Annotated in this window: 16 protein-coding genes and 2 tRNA genes; 14 read left to right on the forward strand and 4 right to left on the reverse strand. The window is 66.4% G+C overall.

Annotated elements, in window-relative coordinates; genetic code table 11:
- Window positions 1–6: 6 nt before the first annotated feature.
- The 12 genes from ACFVVK_RS06045 (at window position 7) to ACFVVK_RS06100 (ending at window position 11,401) form a co-directional block, all read left to right on the forward strand.
- On the forward strand, window positions 7–1,200 hold the full coding sequence (locus ACFVVK_RS06045; RefSeq protein WP_390264809.1) for a hypothetical protein: 1,194 nt from the start codon (window positions 7–9) through the stop codon (window positions 1,198–1,200).
- A gap of 157 nt (window positions 1,201–1,357) precedes the next feature.
- A complete protein-coding gene (gene rsfS, locus ACFVVK_RS06050) occupies window positions 1,358–1,759 on the forward strand; it encodes a ribosome silencing factor (RefSeq protein WP_390264812.1) in 402 nt (133 codons plus the stop codon).
- A gap of 154 nt (window positions 1,760–1,913) precedes the next feature.
- Window positions 1,914–1,986 (forward strand) — tRNA-Ala (locus ACFVVK_RS06055).
- A 197-nt stretch (window positions 1,987–2,183) separates the two neighbouring features.
- Window positions 2,184–2,259 (forward strand) — tRNA-Ala (locus tag ACFVVK_RS06060).
- Between the two features lie 160 nt (window positions 2,260–2,419).
- Entirely contained in the window at window positions 2,420–3,241 is an 822-nt protein-coding gene (locus ACFVVK_RS06065) for a transporter substrate-binding domain-containing protein (protein WP_390264815.1), read from the forward strand.
- Window positions 3,242–3,277: 36 nt separating this feature from the next.
- Window positions 3,278–3,943, forward strand: a complete 666-nt coding sequence (locus tag ACFVVK_RS06070) for an amino acid ABC transporter permease (RefSeq protein WP_390264817.1) — start codon at window positions 3,278–3,280, stop codon at window positions 3,941–3,943.
- Window positions 3,930–4,727 (forward strand): amino acid ABC transporter ATP-binding protein, encoded by a 798-nt coding sequence (locus tag ACFVVK_RS06075; RefSeq protein WP_390264820.1) that lies wholly within the window; start codon window positions 3,930–3,932, stop codon window positions 4,725–4,727. Before ACFVVK_RS06070 ends, ACFVVK_RS06075 begins: the two co-directional genes overlap by 14 nt.
- Window positions 4,728–4,756: 29 nt before the next feature.
- Entirely contained in the window at window positions 4,757–5,878 is a 1,122-nt protein-coding gene (locus tag ACFVVK_RS06080) for an NAD(P)-binding domain-containing protein (RefSeq protein ID WP_390264823.1), read from the forward strand.
- A gap of 574 nt (window positions 5,879–6,452) precedes the next feature.
- A complete protein-coding gene (locus ACFVVK_RS06085; RefSeq protein ID WP_390264826.1) occupies window positions 6,453–6,764 on the forward strand; it encodes a hypothetical protein in 312 nt (103 codons plus the stop codon).
- Window positions 6,765–7,126: 362 nt separating this feature from the next.
- Complete coding sequence (locus ACFVVK_RS06090; protein ID WP_390264829.1) at window positions 7,127–8,731, forward strand: LGFP repeat-containing protein; 1,605 nt, start codon at window positions 7,127–7,129, stop codon at window positions 8,729–8,731.
- 169 nt (window positions 8,732–8,900) lie between these two features.
- Window positions 8,901–10,064, forward strand: coding sequence for a class I SAM-dependent methyltransferase (locus ACFVVK_RS06095; protein ID WP_390264831.1), 1,164 nt, complete (start codon window positions 8,901–8,903; stop codon window positions 10,062–10,064).
- A 134-nt stretch (window positions 10,065–10,198) separates the two neighbouring features.
- Window positions 10,199–11,401 (forward strand): ROK family transcriptional regulator, encoded by a 1,203-nt coding sequence (locus tag ACFVVK_RS06100; protein WP_390264834.1) that lies wholly within the window; start codon window positions 10,199–10,201, stop codon window positions 11,399–11,401.
- Window positions 11,402–11,440: 39 nt separating this feature from the next.
- Here the strand turns inward: ACFVVK_RS06100 and ACFVVK_RS06105 are convergent, their stop codons facing one another.
- Window positions 11,441–11,638 carry a hypothetical protein gene (locus tag ACFVVK_RS06105; RefSeq protein WP_390264837.1) on the reverse strand — a complete coding sequence of 66 codons (198 nt, stop codon included), beginning with the start codon at window positions 11,636–11,638 and terminating at the stop codon, window positions 11,441–11,443.
- Window positions 11,639–12,081: 443 nt separating this feature from the next.
- Between ACFVVK_RS06105 and ACFVVK_RS06110 the strand changes: the two genes are divergently transcribed.
- Window positions 12,082–13,098, forward strand: a complete 1,017-nt coding sequence (locus ACFVVK_RS06110) for a methylenetetrahydrofolate reductase (RefSeq protein WP_390264840.1) — start codon at window positions 12,082–12,084, stop codon at window positions 13,096–13,098.
- Window positions 13,099–13,146: 48 nt separating this feature from the next.
- Window positions 13,147–15,492 carry a 5-methyltetrahydropteroyltriglutamate--homocysteine S-methyltransferase gene (gene metE / locus ACFVVK_RS06115; RefSeq protein WP_390264842.1) on the forward strand — a complete coding sequence of 782 codons (2,346 nt, stop codon included), beginning with the start codon at window positions 13,147–13,149 and terminating at the stop codon, window positions 15,490–15,492.
- A gap of 113 nt (window positions 15,493–15,605) precedes the next feature.
- Here the strand turns inward: metE and ACFVVK_RS06120 are convergent, their stop codons facing one another.
- The 3 genes from ACFVVK_RS06120 to ACFVVK_RS06130 all read right to left on the reverse strand — a co-directional run bounded on the left by ACFVVK_RS06120 (window position 15,606) and on the right by ACFVVK_RS06130 (window position 17,440).
- A complete protein-coding gene (locus tag ACFVVK_RS06120; RefSeq protein WP_390264845.1) occupies window positions 15,606–16,112 on the reverse strand; it encodes a DUF2004 domain-containing protein in 507 nt (168 codons plus the stop codon).
- Window positions 16,113–16,223: 111 nt separating this feature from the next.
- The gene (locus ACFVVK_RS06125) at window positions 16,224–16,448 is read right to left on the reverse strand and encodes a hypothetical protein (RefSeq protein ID WP_390264848.1); all 225 of its coding nucleotides are present in this window, start codon (window positions 16,446–16,448) and stop codon (window positions 16,224–16,226) included.
- A gap of 71 nt (window positions 16,449–16,519) precedes the next feature.
- A complete protein-coding gene (locus ACFVVK_RS06130) occupies window positions 16,520–17,440 on the reverse strand; it encodes a LysR family transcriptional regulator (RefSeq protein ID WP_390264850.1) in 921 nt (306 codons plus the stop codon).
- Between the last annotated feature and the right edge of the window lie 140 nt (window positions 17,441–17,580).

Raw genomic sequence — 17,580 nt, forward strand, 5'->3', positions numbered from 1 at the left:
TTTGCCATGAGTCAGGAACAGCCTCCCATCCGCAGCCGCCGCGAGTTACGGCAGGCCAGAGATGAACGCCTGGACACTGGGCGACCGGAAGAGCCGACCGAGGCCGAAATCACCGGTCGCCGTCGGGTAGCGGACGCTCCCGTGGACTCTGTGCGTGGTGCGGAGCGGTCCTCGCAGGTGCGTGCCCGGGACCGTGCCGCCCTGCGGACCATCAAGGAACTGGCCGAGAAGGAAGGCCACCTGGCGCAGGGAGGCCCGCCCACGCGGCGCCAGCTGCGGCTTTTGCAACTGGCAACCGAAACCGCGCCCGCCACCCAGGCAAACACCATTGTCCCGGCCAACCCGCGGACCCGGGCCACGCCCGTGGTTTCACCGGCCGGGAAGGACGCCGCGCAGAAGGACGCGCCCCGCAGCGGTTCCGGTGCCGCGGCGCCGAAGGATGCCCCGCAGAAGGACGGCGTCGGATCCGGCGGGAAGACGCCCGAAGGCATGACGGTCGAGCAGGCGCTGGCCGCGCGGGAGCTCCTCGCGGAGCAGGCCCGGAACCAGATGGCCAAGATGGAGCACATCGCGGCCACGGATCCCGACGCCGTTGATCCGGCCGTCCTCGCCGAGCAGATCGCTTTCGCCGAGCGCGCCGCGGTACTGAACCGCCGTGCCGCCGCCAAGCAGAAACTGGCGGAACAAACGAACCAGCCCGCGGCCCCGCGCAACGACCCCGCCACGGCCGACAACCTGGCCATGGTTACACCCTTGGAATTTGAGAAGGTTCCCGGCGTGGAGCGGCCCGTCATGAAGCGCCCTGCCACGTTGCATGTTCCGGTTGCCACCAACCCGGGTCCCCGGGTCGAGTCACCCCGCAAACCCGGCCTCCGGCGCCCTGGTCTGTCCCGGCAAACGGCCGCAGGTCCGGAGGCCGGCCGGGCCGGTGTCCTGGCCCGCGCGGAAGCAGTTGCCAAGGCCGGAAAGGCGCGGCGGGCGGGCTCAGTGCCGCTCACCGCGGGGGAGGGGGAGGAGCAGTTCGCGGCCGCGGCACCCGTCGCCGCGAATGCAGCCTACGGCCTGGATCCCCTGGACGCCGCCACTGCCGGCTTGGGCAGGGCGCGGCGCCTGCGCATGCTCCAGCTGGGCGTCCTGGTCCTGGGGGTCGTTGCCCTCTTCGCCGGCATCACACTGATCGTTACCGGGCTGGCCCGCTAGCCCGCGGTCGTTCCCGTTTGTTGCCAGGAACGGAGAGGCTTCCAGGCAAGAGCCGCTTCCGGTACGGAATCTTCCAACCGCGGATTTCTCATCGCTGGAGGTTTCCACCACTACAGAATTTCCATCACTTCAGAGCTTTATCACCACAAGGAGTCCCGTGACTGCAACCGATTCATCCATCACTACCGCCCGCCACGCAGCCCGCGCTGCCTCGGAGAAGCTTGCCGAGGACATCGTGGCCCTGGACGTCAGCGAACGGCTGGCCCTGGCGGACGTGTTCCTGATCGCCTCAGCCCCGAGCGAACGCCAGGTCAACGCGATCGTAGACGGCATCGAGGACGAGCTCGCGAAGTTTGACCAGAAGCCGGTCCGGCGTGAAGGCCGCTCCGGCGGACGGTGGGTGCTGCTGGACTACTCCGACGTCGTGATCCACGTCCAGCACGAGGAAGACCGCGTTTTCTACGCCCTTGAGCGCCTCTGGAAGGACTGCCCCGTCGTCGATCTCCAGCTCGGCGATGACGCCTCCGCCAAGGCCGCCGCCAACACCGAGACGGAGTAGCAACCCGGCGGACCGGAGCGGCCAGCCGGGCGAATATGCCCGATTTGGAATTTTCCGAAAGGCTGGTCTAAGATATTTGAGTTGCTTCGGAGAAATCCGGATGAAAATCCTGGATTGCCTAACGCCTCAGGCGTGGCCGGAGCAGCGAAAATTCGGGGCTGTGGCGCAGCTGGTAGCGCACCTGCATGGCATGCAGGGGGTCAGGGGTTCGAGTCCCCTCAGCTCCACCGACAATCCGCCGGAATCGCAAGATTCCGGCGGATTTTTTTATCCCCGGGATTCTTCGTCCCGTACCCGCCATTGCGCCCCCGCTGGGAGGGAACCCTTGCGATGCCCGCGCCGGCGCGCCGATTGGCGGAACCGGCGATTGTGGTTTAGGCTATTCAGGTTGCTTCACGGAGGACCTAACTCCCAAGCAAATGATGGGGCTGTGGCGCAGCTGGTAGCGCACCTGCATGGCATGCAGGGGGTCAGGGGTTCGAGTCCCCTCAGCTCCACCAACAGGAGGGAACCACCGGAGACGGTGGTTCCCTTTTTTGTACCCGCTCATTTGTGCCTGTGGTTTAGTACCCATGGCCCGGAACTTGCTATCGTCGCTAGGAGAGGGCCGCTCTGCGGCTGAGCTGAGGGGCCGTCGCGGCCCCACGACGAAGGGCCATCATGAAGCGCACCGGACTTTCAGTTATTGGACTTATTGCGGCGGCAGGACTCGCCCTGACGGGTTGCGGCTCGGCGTCCACCGGTCCGTCCAGCTCGGCTCCGGCGGCCGGTGCGGACACCTCCCTGAGTGACGTTAAGAGCGCCGGTGTGCTCAAGGTCGGCACGGAAGGCACCTACAAGCCGTTCAGCTTCCATGCGAACGGCAGCGGTGAACTCACCGGCTATGACGTGGAGATCATCACCGCCGTCGCCGACAAGCTGGGGGTGAAGCCCGCCTTCCAGGAAACCCAGTTCGACGCCATCTTCGCCGGCCTGGACGCTAAGCGGTTCGACGTCGTCGCGAACCAGATATCCATCACGGATGAACGCAAGGCAAAGTACGACTTCTCCACGCCGTACACCGTGAGCACGGGCGTGATCGTCACCAAGGCGGACGACAACAGCATCAAATCCTTCGATGACCTGAAGGGCAAGACCGCGGCGCAGTCGCTGACGAGCAACTGGTACAAGGTGGCGCAGCAGAGCGGCGCCAACATTGAGAACGTGGAGGGGTGGGCGCAGGCAATCACACTGCTGAAGCAGGGCCGCGTCGACGCCACCATCAACGACAAGCTGACCTACCTCGACTCCCAGAAGACTAACCACGACAGCAGCATCAAGGTCGCCGCCGAGACCACCGACAAGTCGCTCAGCGCCGTCGCCCTGCGCAAGGGATCCACCAGCCTGACCGACGCAATCGATAAGGCCCTCGCCGACCTGGCCGCGGATGGCACGCTGACCAAGATTTCGAAGAAGTACTTTGACGCCGACGTCTCGAAGTAGCACGGTGGGAGCCGCTGGGGAACGCTGCGTCCGGGGATGACTATCAACTGGGAACTCGTGTGGAGCTCGCTGGGCCCGCTCTTGTCGGGGGCGATCTTCGGCACTATTCCCTTGGCGCTGGCATCCTTCGGCCTGGGCCTCATCCTGGCCCTGTTGGTGGCCCTCATGCGGCTGAGCCGCAGTCGTGTGATCTCCGCCGTCGCGCGGACGTATATCTCGATCATCCGAGGCACCCCGCTCCTGGTGCAGTTGTTCGTCATCTTCTACGGGCTTCCGTCCGTCGGAATCACCATCAGCCCTTGGCCCAGCGCCATCATTGCCTTCTCCCTGAACGTGGGAGGCTACGCCGCCGAGGTCATCCGCGCCGCCATCTTGTCCGTCCCCAAGGGGCAGTGGGAGGCCGGCCACACCATCGGGATGTCGCGGCGGCAGACTCTGGTGCGGATCATCCTGCCCCAGGCCGCCCGGGTCTCAGTCCCGCCGCTGTCCAACACGTTCATCAGCCTGGTCAAGGACACCTCGCTGGCGTCCCTGATCCTGGTCACCGAACTGTTCCGCCAGGCCCAGCAGATCGCGGCATTCAGCCAGGAGTTCATGCTGCTGTATCTGGAGGCGGCAGTTATCTACTGGGTCATCTGCCTCATCCTCGCCGGCGGCCAGTCCGCCCTGGAGAAGAGATTGGACCGCTATGTCGCCCACTGATTCCCCGGTGCCGGACACTGCTCTCCCGGAGGCCGCCCTCCTGACGGTCCGGGGGCTCCGCAAGGCGTTCGGCCAGCATGAAGTGCTGAAATCCATTGATCTGGACGTCCGCCGCGGAGAGGTCGTGACGCTGATCGGGCCCTCCGGATCAGGCAAGACGACTGTCCTGCGGTGCCTCAACGGACTTGAAGTGCCCGACGCCGGCGTCGCGGAATTCGCGGGGCAACTGACCGTTGATTTTTCCACGCCGCTGGCGAAGAAGCAGGTGAACGGTCTGCGGGACCGCAGCGCCATGGTGTTCCAGCACTACAATCTCTTCCCGCACAAGACCGTTCTGGAGAACGTGATCGAAGGCCCGGTCCAGGTGCAGAAGCGGGCCAAGGCCGAGGCGGTCCAGGAAGCCCGGGATCTGCTGGGGCGCGTTGGGCTGGCCGGCAAGGAGAACAGCTACCCCTTCGAGCTCTCCGGCGGGCAGCAGCAGCGTGTGGGCATTGTCCGCGCCCTCGCCCTGCGCCCGCAGTTGTTGCTCTTTGACGAGCCCACCTCGGCGCTGGACCCGGAGCTGGTGGGCGAGGTCCTGACCGTCATCAAGGAGCTGGCGGACGAGGGCTGGACCATGGTGGTGGTCACCCACGAGCTCGCGTTCGCCCGCCAGGTGGCTGACGAAGTCATCTTCATGGACGGCGGCGTGGTGGTCGAACGCGGCCACCCGGATATCGTCCTGCGCGACCCGCGGGAGGAACGCACCCGGCAGTTCGTGGACCGGCTGTTGAACCCGTTCTGAGCGGAGGCCGGACCATTTCCCAAGAGGCGGTGCGCACGGCCGACGTCGTCGTGATCGGCGCGGGCCAGGCCGGACTGTCGGCGGCCTACCACCTTCAGCGCCGCGGGTTCGTTCCAGCGGCCACCGGCCCGCGCCGGCGGTCCGGTCCGGATGGGCCGGCCGCCGGGACCTACATCGTGCTCGACGCCGAGGCCGGGCCCGGCGGGGCCTGGCGGCACCGCTGGAAGAGCCTTCTCATGGCCACCGTGAACGGCATCAGCGACCTTCCCGGCCGCCCGCAGCCCGCCGTGGATCCTGCCGAGGCCAGCTCCAGTTTCCTCACCCGCTATTTCGGCGGGTATGAACACGACCTCGGGCTCGCGATCGAGAGGCCTGTGAAAGTGCAGTCGGTGCGCCGCGAGGACGGCCACCCCGACGGGCGGCTGAACATCAGAACCTCCCGCGGGCAGTGGTCCGCCCGCGCCGTCATCAATGCCACCGGCACGTGGACCCGGCCGTTCTGGCCCATTTATCCGGGTCAAGCGAGCTTCCGGGGCCGGCAGCTGCACGTGGCCGACTACGCATCCGCCGAGGAATTTCGCGGCCGGCATGTGATTGTGGTCGGCGGCGGGATCTCGGCCGTTGGGCTCCTGGATGAGATCTCCTTGGTCACAAGCACCACGTGGTTCACCCGCAGGGAACCGGTCTGGCGCGACGCCCCCTTCGATCGGCAGGCCGGCCACGACGCCGTTGCCCTCGTGGAGCAGCGCGTGCGCCAGGGCCTCCCGCCGCAAAGTGTCGTGTCTGCCACGGGACTGATCTGGACGCCGGCCCTCCGTGCCGCGGCAGCGCGCGGCGTCCTTGACCGGCACCCCATGTTCACTGCGATCGAGCCCGACGGCGTCCGGATGGCCGACGGCAGCTTCCTGGCCGCGGGGGTGATCCTCTGGGCGACAGGGTTCCGGGCCGAGCTCGAGCACCTCGCCCCGCTGCACTTGCGCGGACCGGGCGGCGGCATCGCGATGGACGGTACGCGGGTCGCTGCGGAACCACGGGTGCACCTGGTGGGCTACGGGCCGTCGTCGTCCACCATCGGCGCCAACCGCGCCGGCCGCTCCGCCGTCGCGGGAGTCGTCACCCTGCTGGCCGGTTCGTACGTGACCGACGCGTGAGCCGCGCCGGTTCGACGGCGCGCATGCTAAGGGCGGCTCGCCGCTCACGTCTGAAGGATGAGTGCCGCCGGCTGTATTGTGCATGATTTCGGACCGGGACAAAACGCGAGACCGGGCTACGGCTGCTTCTGGTCACGGGCTGCAGGACGCAAATAACGCTCCAGTAACGCTTTCTGTGGAGGATCCACTTCAACAGGGGGCGCGTTAGTCCCCGCCGGGATGGGGCGGTGATTGGTTTGCCGAGTGGCGACGGTACGGGCCAAGATTCGGACTCCTCCATGACTTGGGACGCCAGCCGACAATGGCGTCGTGGGGTAGGTGTGTGATGCGCCTGCGCAAACGTCGCCCCCTTGCGCGATCCACTCGAACCATCAGCCGTCAGGCCGACCGCATACTCGAAGAGGCAAGAGCCAGAGAGCGTGGCTACGAAAGTGGGGGGTTCCGGTCTGTCACGATCAGCCGCGACGATTTGATTCGCGAACTGACACGCGCCGGCGAACATTCGCCTTTTCTGACGCAGATCGGCTGGGGCCCTGCCGTCCGGGGATCGACCTTTCACCTGGATTTTGGGATCATGAACCCCGATCCATGGCCCTACTCCGAGGCTAATCTTGGCCTTTGCGTCTACTGGGGTGTGGGTACCGGCACCGGGAGCGTCGGCGAATCACTTCAGATCGCCGACGGGACCATCGGCGTTTTCGCCGTGGAGCTTGGCGTCCTCAATTGGTCGGCGTCGCCGTACATCGTCAACGCCTCGCATTTCCTGCCGGCCACCCTTGCATCTGGAGCCTCCCGTATCGAGTTGAGCTACCTGCTGTACGAGGTGAATGCTTTCGACGCCTGCGTGGTGCTTAAACGTGGCACCTTGTCGATGCGAATCACCTAGTCATTCTGCGGTCGCAAGTGCCATCCACGTGGCTGATGCCAGAAAACGAGTATTGGCTACTCGTGCGCCGTGGAGTCCGTGCCTTTAGGGTCGGGGTCATTATCAGTTGCCTTGTGCAGCTTGGCTGTCGGAAGCGGGTCTCTCAAATGTGCCAACAGACCATCCCTTGATTACAGCCGCACCCTCGTGGCGGCGCACCCGACCGATGATGTGGTGTGAGGACATCGGTGGGCACGCCCTCCCGTGGTGCGGGCCCGGGGTTGCGGTCGGGAGCAGCGTAGCCCACCCCTTTCAGCGTTGGGGACTGCGCCGCCTGCATCCCGGGAGTTGAACAACAGATCAGGACACGGGAGGGCAGATCAATGAGAAGACTTTTTCGACTGTTTCTGGCAATTGCGCTCGGCATACCGCTGGCGGGTTCCATCGCTTTCGCCGGCGGGCCGGCCGTAGCAGCCCCCGCGGCCTGCTCAGCGGGCACCCCCGCACCCGCCGATCCCTATCCCGGGACGACGGCGGCTGCCACGAATTTCGAATCGGGCGCCCTGTCGCCGTTCGTCCCGTTCACCGCGGTCAACGGGACCGTGTCGGTCTCCTCGGACTTTGTTCACTCTCCGGGCTGCGCGGCACACCTGCATGCAACCCAGGACAATGGCTCAATCGCCAACATGTCCGTCGGGCTGGCATCGGGAATGAAGGAGGCCTACGCGGACGGCTGGTTCGATATCACCAAGGAGGGTGTGGCGGGGAACAACGTTCCGTACTTCCGGTTCTTCTCCAACGGCATCAGGTATGCCGACGTCTTCCGGGACAACGGCACCCATGCACTGATGCTCCGGACGACGGGCCCGCAGGGGTTCGTCTACACCAGCTTGGTGCCAACTGTTGCATTGGGCACCTGGCATCATCTGGTGATGCACGTCGTCCCCAAAGGCGCGGCCACCGGCGTGCAGATCTGGTGGGACAACAAGTCCGTGTTTGCCCAAACGGTTAACATCAGTGCGACCCGGTTCGACAAAGTACAGCTCGGGGCTGAACACGACCAGCAGATGGGCGACATCTACGTCGACGATGTGATCGTCAACAGCAACTCCGGAACTCCCGGACCGGTACCGGGGAAGCTCCCGGGCGCTGGTGGGGGCGGCGGAGGCGGGACCGTCCCGCCGGCGGCCACCACCGAGATCAAGGCAGCGGCGGCCGCGAAACCTGCTCTCGGAGCGTCGACATCAGCAATCATTTGCGGCCTGGTAAAAAATGGCTGCTATCAGAGATTCCAGGCCGGCGCTATTCACTACGCCCCGGGTGTCGGGGCGTTCGCCACCTGGGGAGGCATCCGGACCGCGTGGCGTGCGGTGGGCACCGAGAACGGCAAACTCGGCTATCCCACCGGCAAGGAGAACTGCGGGCTGGTCAACGGTGGCTGCTATCAGAGATTCCAGGGCGGCACTATTCACTACGCCCCGGGCGTCGGGGCCTTCGCCACCTGGGGAGGCATCCGGACCGCGTGGAAAGCCGTGGGCTACGAACGTGGCAAACTGGGGTACCCGGTCAGCAAGGAAATCTGCGGCTTGCGCGACGGCGGCTGCTACCAGGGATTCCAGGGCGGCACCATCCACTACGCCCCGGGCGTCGGGGCGTTTGCCACTTGGGGAGGCATACGGACCGCGTGGGGCACGGTGGGCTACGAACACGGCAAACTCGGCTACCCGGTCGGCAAGGAAAACTGCGGGCTGCGCAACGGCGGCTGCTACCAGAAATTCCAGGGCGGCACTATCCACTACGCCCCGGGAGTAGGAGCGTTCGCTACCTGGGGAGCCATACGGACCGCGTGGGCAGCTCAGGGCTATGAAAAGGGACGGCTCGGTTACCCCACCAGCAACGAGTTCCCCATCGGCGGCGGCAGCGTCGCTCAGAACTATCAGGGAGGACGGATCACCTGGTCCGCGGTGGCCGGCACTAAAGTCACGTGATTCAACGCCGCCGCGGGAAATCGTCACTTGCGGGAATCGCCACACAGTTGGCCGGTTCGGGATAACGTAAAGCGTTGCGTGCAGCACCCGGGGACGGACAAACCCGCCTCACAGGCCTGCACGCCCTGCTCATTACCGAAGCCTGAGAAGAAACGGCGGCACAACGCGCGTGGCGGACACCAACTTCGAATCACTCTTTGCCCGGCTGAGACGGTTCCCGGACGTTGAGGCCGCCAACCTCCAGGCCTGGGACGCCACCGACAAACTCCTGCTGGACACCGCGCTTGAGGCGCACTCGGCCGGCTTGCTCCAGCCCGGAGGGCTCGCGGTAGTGGGGGACCGGTACGGGGCGCTGACGCTGGGTGCCCTGACACGTGGGGCGTCCGCCGTCCGGGTCCACCAGGACCTGGTGACGGGGGAGCGGGCGCTGCGTCTCAACGCCGAAGCCCTGGCCATCGATGCCGGCTTTGAACAGCTCCCCTTGGGCGCCGCCCTCCTGAAGGGCGCACGCCTGGTACTGCTGCAGTTGCCCCGGTCCCTCGCCGAGCTGGAGGAAATCGCCGACGCCGTGGCCCGGTACGCGGCGCCCGACGTCGTGCTGCTGGCCGGCGGACGGATCAAACATATGAGCCTTGGCATGAACGCCGTCCTGGCGCGATATTTCAACGACGTCCAGCCCCAGCTCGCCCGGCAGAAGTCACGGCTCCTGCTGGCCCGGTACCCGAATCCGGTCGCCTCGACGCCACCGTTCCCTGTCACGGAGTTCAACGAGGACCTCGGCCTGGCGGTCTGCGCCCGGGGCGCCGTTTTCGCCGGCACCGGGCTGGACATCGGGACCCGGTTCCTGCTGGAGTTCCTGCCGCACATGCCCCACGCCGCCCGCGCCGTCGACTTGGGCTGCGGCACCGGAATCCTGGCCGCCATGTACGCGCGCAACAACCCTGGCGCCCGGGTCACCGCCACGGACCGGTCGGCGTCCGCCGTCGACTCCGCCCTCGCCACGGCACAGGCCAACGGGCTCACCGGGCAGATCACCGTCCTGCAGGACGACGCCATGAGCACGCTTCCCGAGGGGAGTGCGGACCTGATCCTGCTCAACCCGCCCTTCCACCTGGAGGCCGCCGTCCATGCCGGGGCGGGAATCAAGTTGTTCGAAGCAGCCGGCCGGGTCCTGGCCCCCGGCGGGGAGCTCTGGACGGTTTTCAACAGCCACCTGCACTACCGGCCCGCACTGGAGCGACTGATCGGACCCACCCGCGAAGTCGGCAGGAACCCGAAATTCACGGTGACCGCCAGCACCCGGCACCTGCGGACCGGTTCCGGCCCGGCGTGAAGCTGGGTGTGTGTGAACCAGCTTGCGCGTAACGTAACATTCTGAGATCAGCTGTGCGTGGCCGAAGACGTTTAGAGGTAGCAGTGACCGAGATCCGGCAACCCTCGCCAAAGCGAGGGACCAACCTGCCCAGGATGGGCGACTTCAACCTCACCGTCATTCTTGATGCCATCAGGCGGGCACCGGGCGGCCTCAGCCGGGTGGAACTGGCCCAGATCGTCGGGCTATCCCCGCAGACGATTTCCAACATTTCGCGCCGCCTGCTGGACCAGAACCTGATTGTTGAGGCGGGCAAGGAAGGCACCGGTCCGGGCAAGCCGCGGACCATGCTGCGCCTCAATGCCTCCGGCATGTATGCCGTCGGCGTCCACCTGGACCCCGCCGTGACCACCTTCGTCGTCCTGGACCTCGTGGGCGCGGTGGTCAAGCACACGAGCACCATGACGCCCTCCGGTGCGGACCCCGGCGCTGTCATCGACACCATCGCCGCGGAAATCAAGCGGCTGATCGCCGACTCAGGGGTAGACCCGGCCCGGATCGCCGGGATTGGCGTCGCGTCGCCGGGCCCCATCGACCTCGAGGCAGGCACCGTGGTGGACCCGCCACTGCTGCCCGGCTGGGACCGCGTCCCGCTGCGCGACGCCCTGGCCCGCGCCACCGGCCTCTCCGTCCTGGTGGACAAGGACGTCACCAGCGCAGCCGTGGCTGAAACCTGGGCAGGCGGCCCGAGCGGCGCCGGCAGTTTCATCTTCATGTACATGGGCACCGGCATCGGCTGCGGCATCGTGCTCAATGACGAGGTGGTGCGCGGCACGTCCGGAAACGCCGGAGAAATTGGGCATATCGTGGTGGACCCGGACGGCGCACCGTGCGACTGTGGCCTTAATGGCTGCGTGAAGTCCACTTGCATCCCCCAGGTCCTCGTCGCGCAGGCCGTGGAAGCGGGAGTGCTCGACGGTTCGCACCAGGACACCAACGGCCCCGCGGTCCAGGACAGCTTCAACAAACTCTGCGCCCTCGCCTACGACGGCGACGACCGCGCCACCGGGATCCTCGACCGCTCGGCCGTGCTGGTGGCCCGCGCCGTTTCGGTCATACTGAACGCCCTCGACGTGGACCGCGTCGTCTTCGGCGGCCCGTTCTGGAGCGGCCTGTCGGGACGGTACCTGGAACTTGTTCCCGGCATTGTCCGCGAGAACAGCGCCACCCGGCAGATCCATCCGATCGACGTCGTCGGCACCGGCGTCGGTGAGGACGTCGGTGCTATCGGGGCGGCGAGCCTGGTGCTGGAGCACACCCTGGCTCCGCGCTCCCAGCGGCTTTTGCTGGACGGCTAGCCCGATGGCGGGCTAGCCCCCAAAACGGGTGGCGCGCCGTTAGTCGATATCCTCCACCACAGTCCCATAAGGAATGCTGTCGTCCAGGTGGGCCTGGTGGTCGTGCGGATGGAAGACCACCCGGACCCCGTGCACCTGGTCGGCAGCAGACTGCATGAGGACCGGCCGGATGGCGTTGATGAAACTTTCGCTCTTGCCGGCGAGGTACTCCTGGTAACTGGTTGGAAGCTGAATCATGGCAACAGAATAGTCCTGAGCAGACGTAAGGGGGAGGGCCCGCGGCAGTCCGCCCCGGATCCCTGCACGAAAACGGCCCCTCCCAACGAAAATGGCGCCTTCGGCGAACATAATTCTGCCCACCCCCGAAAAAAGCCGTAAAGATGCGTCTTAATTTGGAGGCAGACTTGAAGGGCCCGGAGGAAGAGCCTTAGAGTCTTAGACAAGTTACCTCAGTAACGTGTCAGCGATCCTCCGCTGAAGGCCGTCCCCAGGGCGGTCTAGGAGGGTGTGGGTGCCCCCATGTGGGCCTGACATTTGCTCACGGACAACTTCGGATCAGGCGTAACAGTCGCGGCTGCGCCCTGATGAAGTTCCCTCCGTGTTCCCCAAACTCAATTCATTGACGCCTCGTTCGGATTTCCGGTTTATTGACGTCAGTGTGTTCACAGCCAAGGACGCAAATGTCACCACCAAGCCTTATCGACACCCATCCCAACCTTGCCGGCGCGGCTCCCGTTGCGCTGTCCTACGAGCTGTTCCCGCCGCGGTCGCCAGCGGCCGCCGAATCACTCTGGACCACCATCGGGGAACTTGAAGCCACGGACCCCGACTACGTCTCCGTGACCTACGGCTCCAGCGGATCCAACCACGGCACCGCCATCGAGCTCATCAACCGGCTCGTGCAGGAAACCACGCTCCGGCCCCTGGCCCACCTGACCTGCGTCGGGAACTCACCGCAGGAACTGGCGGAGATCATCGGCGAGCTGCTCGACGTCGGGGTGCGCGGCATCCTGGCCCTGCGCGGCGACCAGCCCAAAGACGGCAGCGCGCCGCCGGAAGGCTCGCTGCGGTATGCACAGGACCTGATCGAACTTATCCGCCGCGTGGAGCAGCGCCGGTCGGCCCTGTTGTGTGCCGGAAAGGTCGCGGTGGGCGTCGCCGCCTACCCGACCCGGCACCCGGAATCGCCGAGTGAGGCGCACGACGTCGAGGTCCTGCTGGCCAAGCAGCGATCGGGCGCCGACTTCGCCATCACCCAGGTCTTCTTCCACACCGAACAGTACGCCGACCTCCTGGCCCGGGCACGCCGGGCAGGGGTGACCATCCCGATCATTCCCGGCGTCATGCCCCTGACCAGCCTCCGCCGGCTGGCCCGCCTCGGCGAACTGACCGGGGTGGAACCGCAGCCGGAACTCATCGAACGCCTCGCGGCCGCCGACACCGACGCCGAACGCACCCGGATCGGCGTCAGCGCCACCGTCGACCTGGCCAACGCCGCCCTGGACGCCGGCGCCCCCGGCCTCCACCTCTACACCTTCAACGAGCACGCCGCTGCCCTGGACGTGCTGGACAAACTCGCCCTGCCCCGCCCGCGAAACGGCAATAGACACAGCGGCAACCAACACAGCGGCAACCGGAACAGCGGCGCGCGCAGCGAAGCCCCTCGGCACGCCGCCGCCGGCCAGCTCGCCAGCTGACCACCACCTCACTTCGTCTTCTGTCAACGACAACTTCAAGGACTTCCCATGACTGAACAGCTCACTTCCTCCAGCAGCAGCGCCTTCCCGTCCGCCTCGATCCTGGGCTACCCGCGCATCGGCCGCCGCCGTGAACTCAAGAAGGCCGTCGAGGCCTACTGGGCGGGCAAGATCGACGCCGCCGCCCTGGACGCTGCCGCCAAGGAGATCCAGCTCGGCACCGCCAAGCGCCTCCAGGGCCTGGGCCTGACCGAGGCCGCCGCCGTGCCCGGCACCTTCTCCTACTACGATCAGGTGCTCGACGCCGCAGCCCACGTCGGCGCCGTGCCCGCCCGCTTCGGCAACCTCCTGAACGCCGAGGGCCGGCTGGACATCGATGGCTACTTCACCCTCGCCCGCGGCAACAAGGACCAGCAGCCGCTGGAAATGACCAAGTGGTTTGACACCAACTACCACTACCTCGTGCCGGAAATCGGCCCGGAGACCAATTTCGCGCTGACCTCCAACCGCATCGTTGAGGAATTCGAGTACGCCCTGGCCAACGGTGTGCAGACCCGCCCGTACATCGTCGGTCCGGTCACGTTCCTCCTGCTGAGCAAGGCCTCCGACGACGCCCCGGCCGGCTTCAGCCCGCTGTCCCGCCTCGAGGACCTTCTCCCCGTCTACACCGCACTGCTGGAGAAGCTGGCCGCCGCCGGTGCCGGCTGGGTCCAGCTCGACGAGCCCGCCCTCGTCGTGGACCAGGAAACCTCCGTGCAGGAGATCCAGGCCGCCGTCGCCCGCTCCTACGAAGTCCTCTCCGGTGCTGCCCGACGCCCGCAGCTGTTTGTCTCCACCCCGTACGGTGCGCTCGATGGACTGCTCGGCACCCTGGCCGCCACCGGCGTCGAGGCCCTGCACCTGGACGTCTTCAAGGGCGCGGTTCCCTCCGCCGCGGCCCTGGCCGCGCTGGGCAACAAGACCCTCGTCGCCGGCGTCGTGGACGGCCACAACATCTGGCGCAACGACCTCGCGGACTCCGCGAGGAAGATCGCCGAACTGCAGAAGTCCGTCGCGACGCTCGCCATCAGCACCTCCACCTCCACCCAGCACGTCCCGCACGACGTCGACGAGGAAGTCCAGCTGTCCGAGCAGCTGCGCAGCTGGCTGGCTTTCGCCGACCAGAAGGCCGTCGAGGTTGTCACCCTCGCCGGGCTGCTGACCGACGCCGCGGCAGTTCAGCCGGCCATCGACGAGGCCACCCGCGTCATCGCTTCCCGCGCTGAAGCCGAGGGTGTCCGCCGCGCCGAGGTCCGCGCCCGCACCGAGGCCCTGACCCCGGCAGACTTCAACCGCTCCGAGTACCGGGTCCGTGAAGCCGCCCAGGAAGCAGCGCTGCACCTGCCGCCGCTGCCCACCACCACCATCGGCTCCTTCCCGCAGACCGCCGAAATCCGTTCGGCCCGCGCCCGCAACAACAAGGGCGACCTGACCAACGAGCAGTACGCGCAGCTCATGAAGGACGAGATCAAGCGCGTTGTGGAGCTCCAGGAAGAGCTCGGCTACGACGTCCTGGTGCACGGCGAGCCCGAGCGCAACGACATGGTCCAGTATTTCGCAGAGAACTTGGAAGGCTTCGACGTCACGGTCCACGGCTGGGTCCAGTCCTACGGCTCCCGCTGCACCCGCCCGTCGATCCTCTGGGGCGACGTCACCCGCAGCGCGCCCATCACGGTGGAATGGGCCAAGTACGCCCAGTCCCTGACCAACAAGCCCATGAAGGGAATGCTCACCGGTCCGGTCACCATCCTGGCCTGGTCCTTCGTCCGCGATGACCAGCCGCTCGGCGAGACGGCCAACCAGGTGGGCCTGGCGCTGCGCGACGAGATCGCCGACCTTGAAGCTGCCGGCATCAAGATCATCCAGGTTGACGAGCCCGCCCTGCGCGAGCTCCTTCCGCTGCGCAAGGCCGACCAGCCCGCGTACCTGGACTGGTCCGTCAACTCCTTCCGCCTGGCCACCGCCGGTGCGGCCGACGCCACGCAGATCCACACCCACCTGTGCTACTCCGAGTTCGGCGTGATCATCGACGCGATCGACGGCCTGGACGCCGACGTGACCTCGATTGAGGCCGCCCGCTCCCGCATGGAGGTTGTGCACGACCTCGAGTCCCACGGCTTCGGCCGCGGCGTCGGCCCGGGCGTGTACGACATCCACTCGCCGCGCGTCCCGGGTGAGCAGGAAGTTACCGAGCTGCTCAGCACCGCGGTCAAGCACGTCCCGTCCCGCCAGCTCTGGGTCAACCCGGACTGCGGCCTGAAGACCCGAGGCTATGCCGAGACCGAAGAGTCCCTGCGCAACCTGGTCGCGGCCACCAAGACGGTCCGCGCCGGGCTGCTGCAGGAAGCCAAGTAACCCCTGCGTGAATGAGTGAGCCCGCAGGGCTCAAGCGAACGACGGCGGCTGGTCACCTCAGGTGACCGGCCGCCGTCGCACGTTCTTACTCACCGATTGCAGCCGATGGGGTGTTAGGACTCCCAGAGGATTTCGTCGTCGACGACGCCGTCCTCATCCGCGCAGGCGACCAGGACCTCGTCGGTGAAGTGCTGGCCCAGCGTGAAGTCCAGGACAAAGTAGCGTTCGGGCTGGCCGGGGTAAATGCCCACGTGGCCCAGCTTGAGGGCCTTGAGGAAGACCTCGTCGGTGAGCTGGCTCTTGTCCTCGACGCCGAAGACGTTCTTGAGGTGTTCGTTCTTGATCGCATTGCAGTGGAAGTGCCGGTATTCCTGCGGGCTGGTGCCTTCCTGCTCCAGTTCCTCGGCGATCATTTCGCGGACCTGGTCCACGAGTTCAGGCAGGAAGCGCAACCGGTAGTCAACCTTGTGCATGGCCGCTTCGTCGAAATGGTCATGCGCGTTGACATTGAGGTCAAGCTCCACGGTCTGGCCCCCCAGTTGATGCGTGGCGGTGAGATTGTGGTCTCTTCCGTGGTTGAGCTCGACTTCCCCGAAGTGCTTGCTCGCTACCTTGTTCATATCTTCAACATAGTCCTGATAACCGGACCATTCCAGCGTTGACAAGGTTTTCTCCGACTTCGCCGCCCCGGCGCGGGGCCGCCGGATATGCCGGCGTCCGCGGTTTGGGCGCTAGCCTGCCTCCGCGCCCTCCCAGTCGACGTTGACCCACCGTTGTCCTTCATCGTCCCAGGATTCCGTGTGGCCCAGCTGGGCGATTTCGTCAAAACTGACGTCGATCCCGTGCCTGTGGAGCGTTTCGCGGAGTTCCTCAGTGGCCGCGCGGACGGCGGCGTCGATGACCTCCCTGCTGTCAGAGGCGACGGGACGGGAAGCCGAATACGTTGGTGTGCTCATGGGAACCATCCTTATCGATCGGACTCCGCATGGGAACCCCGCCGCCGTACCTGTGCCCCGGCCTTTCCGGCTCAGTCCTTCGGCACGGTTCCAAGCCGGTGCATCGTCTCGGCCAACAGCTCCACGAAGAGCTGGACCTGGGCCGTCTGCTTCTCGTTGATCAGCAGGGCAAAGACATTCCGGGCCAGCCGGATCTCCGGGACATCGAGTACCACCACGCCGGCCGGCCGGTGCAGCAGCGCGAGCTCGGGGACCAGGGCGGCGCCGAGCCCGGCGGCCGCCATCTCCAGGCTGGCGTGGAAATCGTCGCTGTAGGCCACCACGCGCGGGTGCAAGTTGCAGCTGGCAAAGAGCCGTTCGATCACCGTGGCGTCGGACGTGCCGGGGTGGTGCATGATCCAGGGCATGTCGGACAGATGCGTCGCGGCGATCCTGGAATCCGTACGGATACCCCAAGCCGCCGGCAGCACCACCCGGAAGTTGTCGTCACCGATCCACTGCCGGTCCACGGTGTGCGGCCAGGCGAGGCCGGACTGCCCCACCTGATACACCAGCGCAACATCGAGTTCGCCGCCGGTCCGCAGGCCCATGATGGTCTGGGCCGGCTCCGCGACGGACACCCGAAGGTCAATTCCGAGCTTCTTCCACGCCGGGTTCTGCAGGATCGGCGGCAGCACATAGGTGGCCAGGCTCGGGAAAATGCCCAGCCGCAGCTCCTGGCTGGTGCTGTCCTCCGCCCGTGAAGCGGCCGCCATGAGCGCCTCAATGTCCGTGAGCACCTTGGCCGCGTGCCGCGTCATGACGACGGCGGCTTCCGTCGGCTGGATGCTGCGGGCCGACCGCTGGAACAGGGTGACGCCGGTGTCCCGTTCCAGCGCCGACATTTGCTGGGAGACGGCCGAGGCCGTGTAGCCCAGACGCGCCGCGGCGGCGGCAAACGATCCGAGCCGGATGACTTCCACGAGGGTCCGCAGATGAACGGGGTTGATCAAGGGCTGCCCTTCGCCTGGTAGCTGGTCCCTGGAGGCAGGACCGGAAATCCCGCTTCATTCTGGCATACCCGCCGGCGCAGATCCCTCACGGATCCCCAGGGGTGCCCAAGCGGCTGCCCAAGCAGCCGATCTGAAACACG

The organism is Arthrobacter sp. NPDC058192, from assembly GCF_042883665.1.
Classification (GTDB): Bacteria; Actinomycetota; Actinomycetes; order Actinomycetales; family Micrococcaceae; genus Arthrobacter.

Bases quoted from the DNA above. Each gene is read 5' to 3' on its own strand.
- ACFVVK_RS06045 (WP_390264809.1), top strand. From the start codon at position 7: ATGAGTCAGGAACAGCCTCCCATCCGCAGCCGCCGCGAGTTACGGCAG.
- ACFVVK_RS06065 (WP_390264815.1), top strand. From the start codon at position 2,420: ATGAAGCGCACCGGACTTTCAGTTATTGGACTTATTGCGGCGGCAGGA.
- ACFVVK_RS06070 (WP_390264817.1), top strand. From the start codon at position 3,278: ATGACTATCAACTGGGAACTCGTGTGGAGCTCGCTGGGCCCGCTCTTG.
- ACFVVK_RS06075 (WP_390264820.1), top strand. From the start codon at position 3,930: ATGTCGCCCACTGATTCCCCGGTGCCGGACACTGCTCTCCCGGAGGCC.
- ACFVVK_RS06085 (WP_390264826.1), top strand. From the start codon at position 6,453: ATGAACCCCGATCCATGGCCCTACTCCGAGGCTAATCTTGGCCTTTGC.
- ACFVVK_RS06090 (WP_390264829.1), top strand. From the start codon at position 7,127: ATGAGAAGACTTTTTCGACTGTTTCTGGCAATTGCGCTCGGCATACCG.
- ACFVVK_RS06100 (WP_390264834.1), top strand. From the start codon at position 10,199: ATGGGCGACTTCAACCTCACCGTCATTCTTGATGCCATCAGGCGGGCA.
- ACFVVK_RS06105 (WP_390264837.1), bottom strand. From the start codon at position 11,638: ATGATTCAGCTTCCAACCAGTTACCAGGAGTACCTCGCCGGCAAGAGC.
- ACFVVK_RS06110 (WP_390264840.1), top strand. From the start codon at position 12,082: ATGTCACCACCAAGCCTTATCGACACCCATCCCAACCTTGCCGGCGCG.
- metE (WP_390264842.1), top strand. From the start codon at position 13,147: ATGACTGAACAGCTCACTTCCTCCAGCAGCAGCGCCTTCCCGTCCGCC.
- ACFVVK_RS06120 (WP_390264845.1), bottom strand. From the start codon at position 16,112: ATGAACAAGGTAGCGAGCAAGCACTTCGGGGAAGTCGAGCTCAACCAC.
- ACFVVK_RS06125 (WP_390264848.1), bottom strand. From the start codon at position 16,448: ATGAGCACACCAACGTATTCGGCTTCCCGTCCCGTCGCCTCTGACAGC.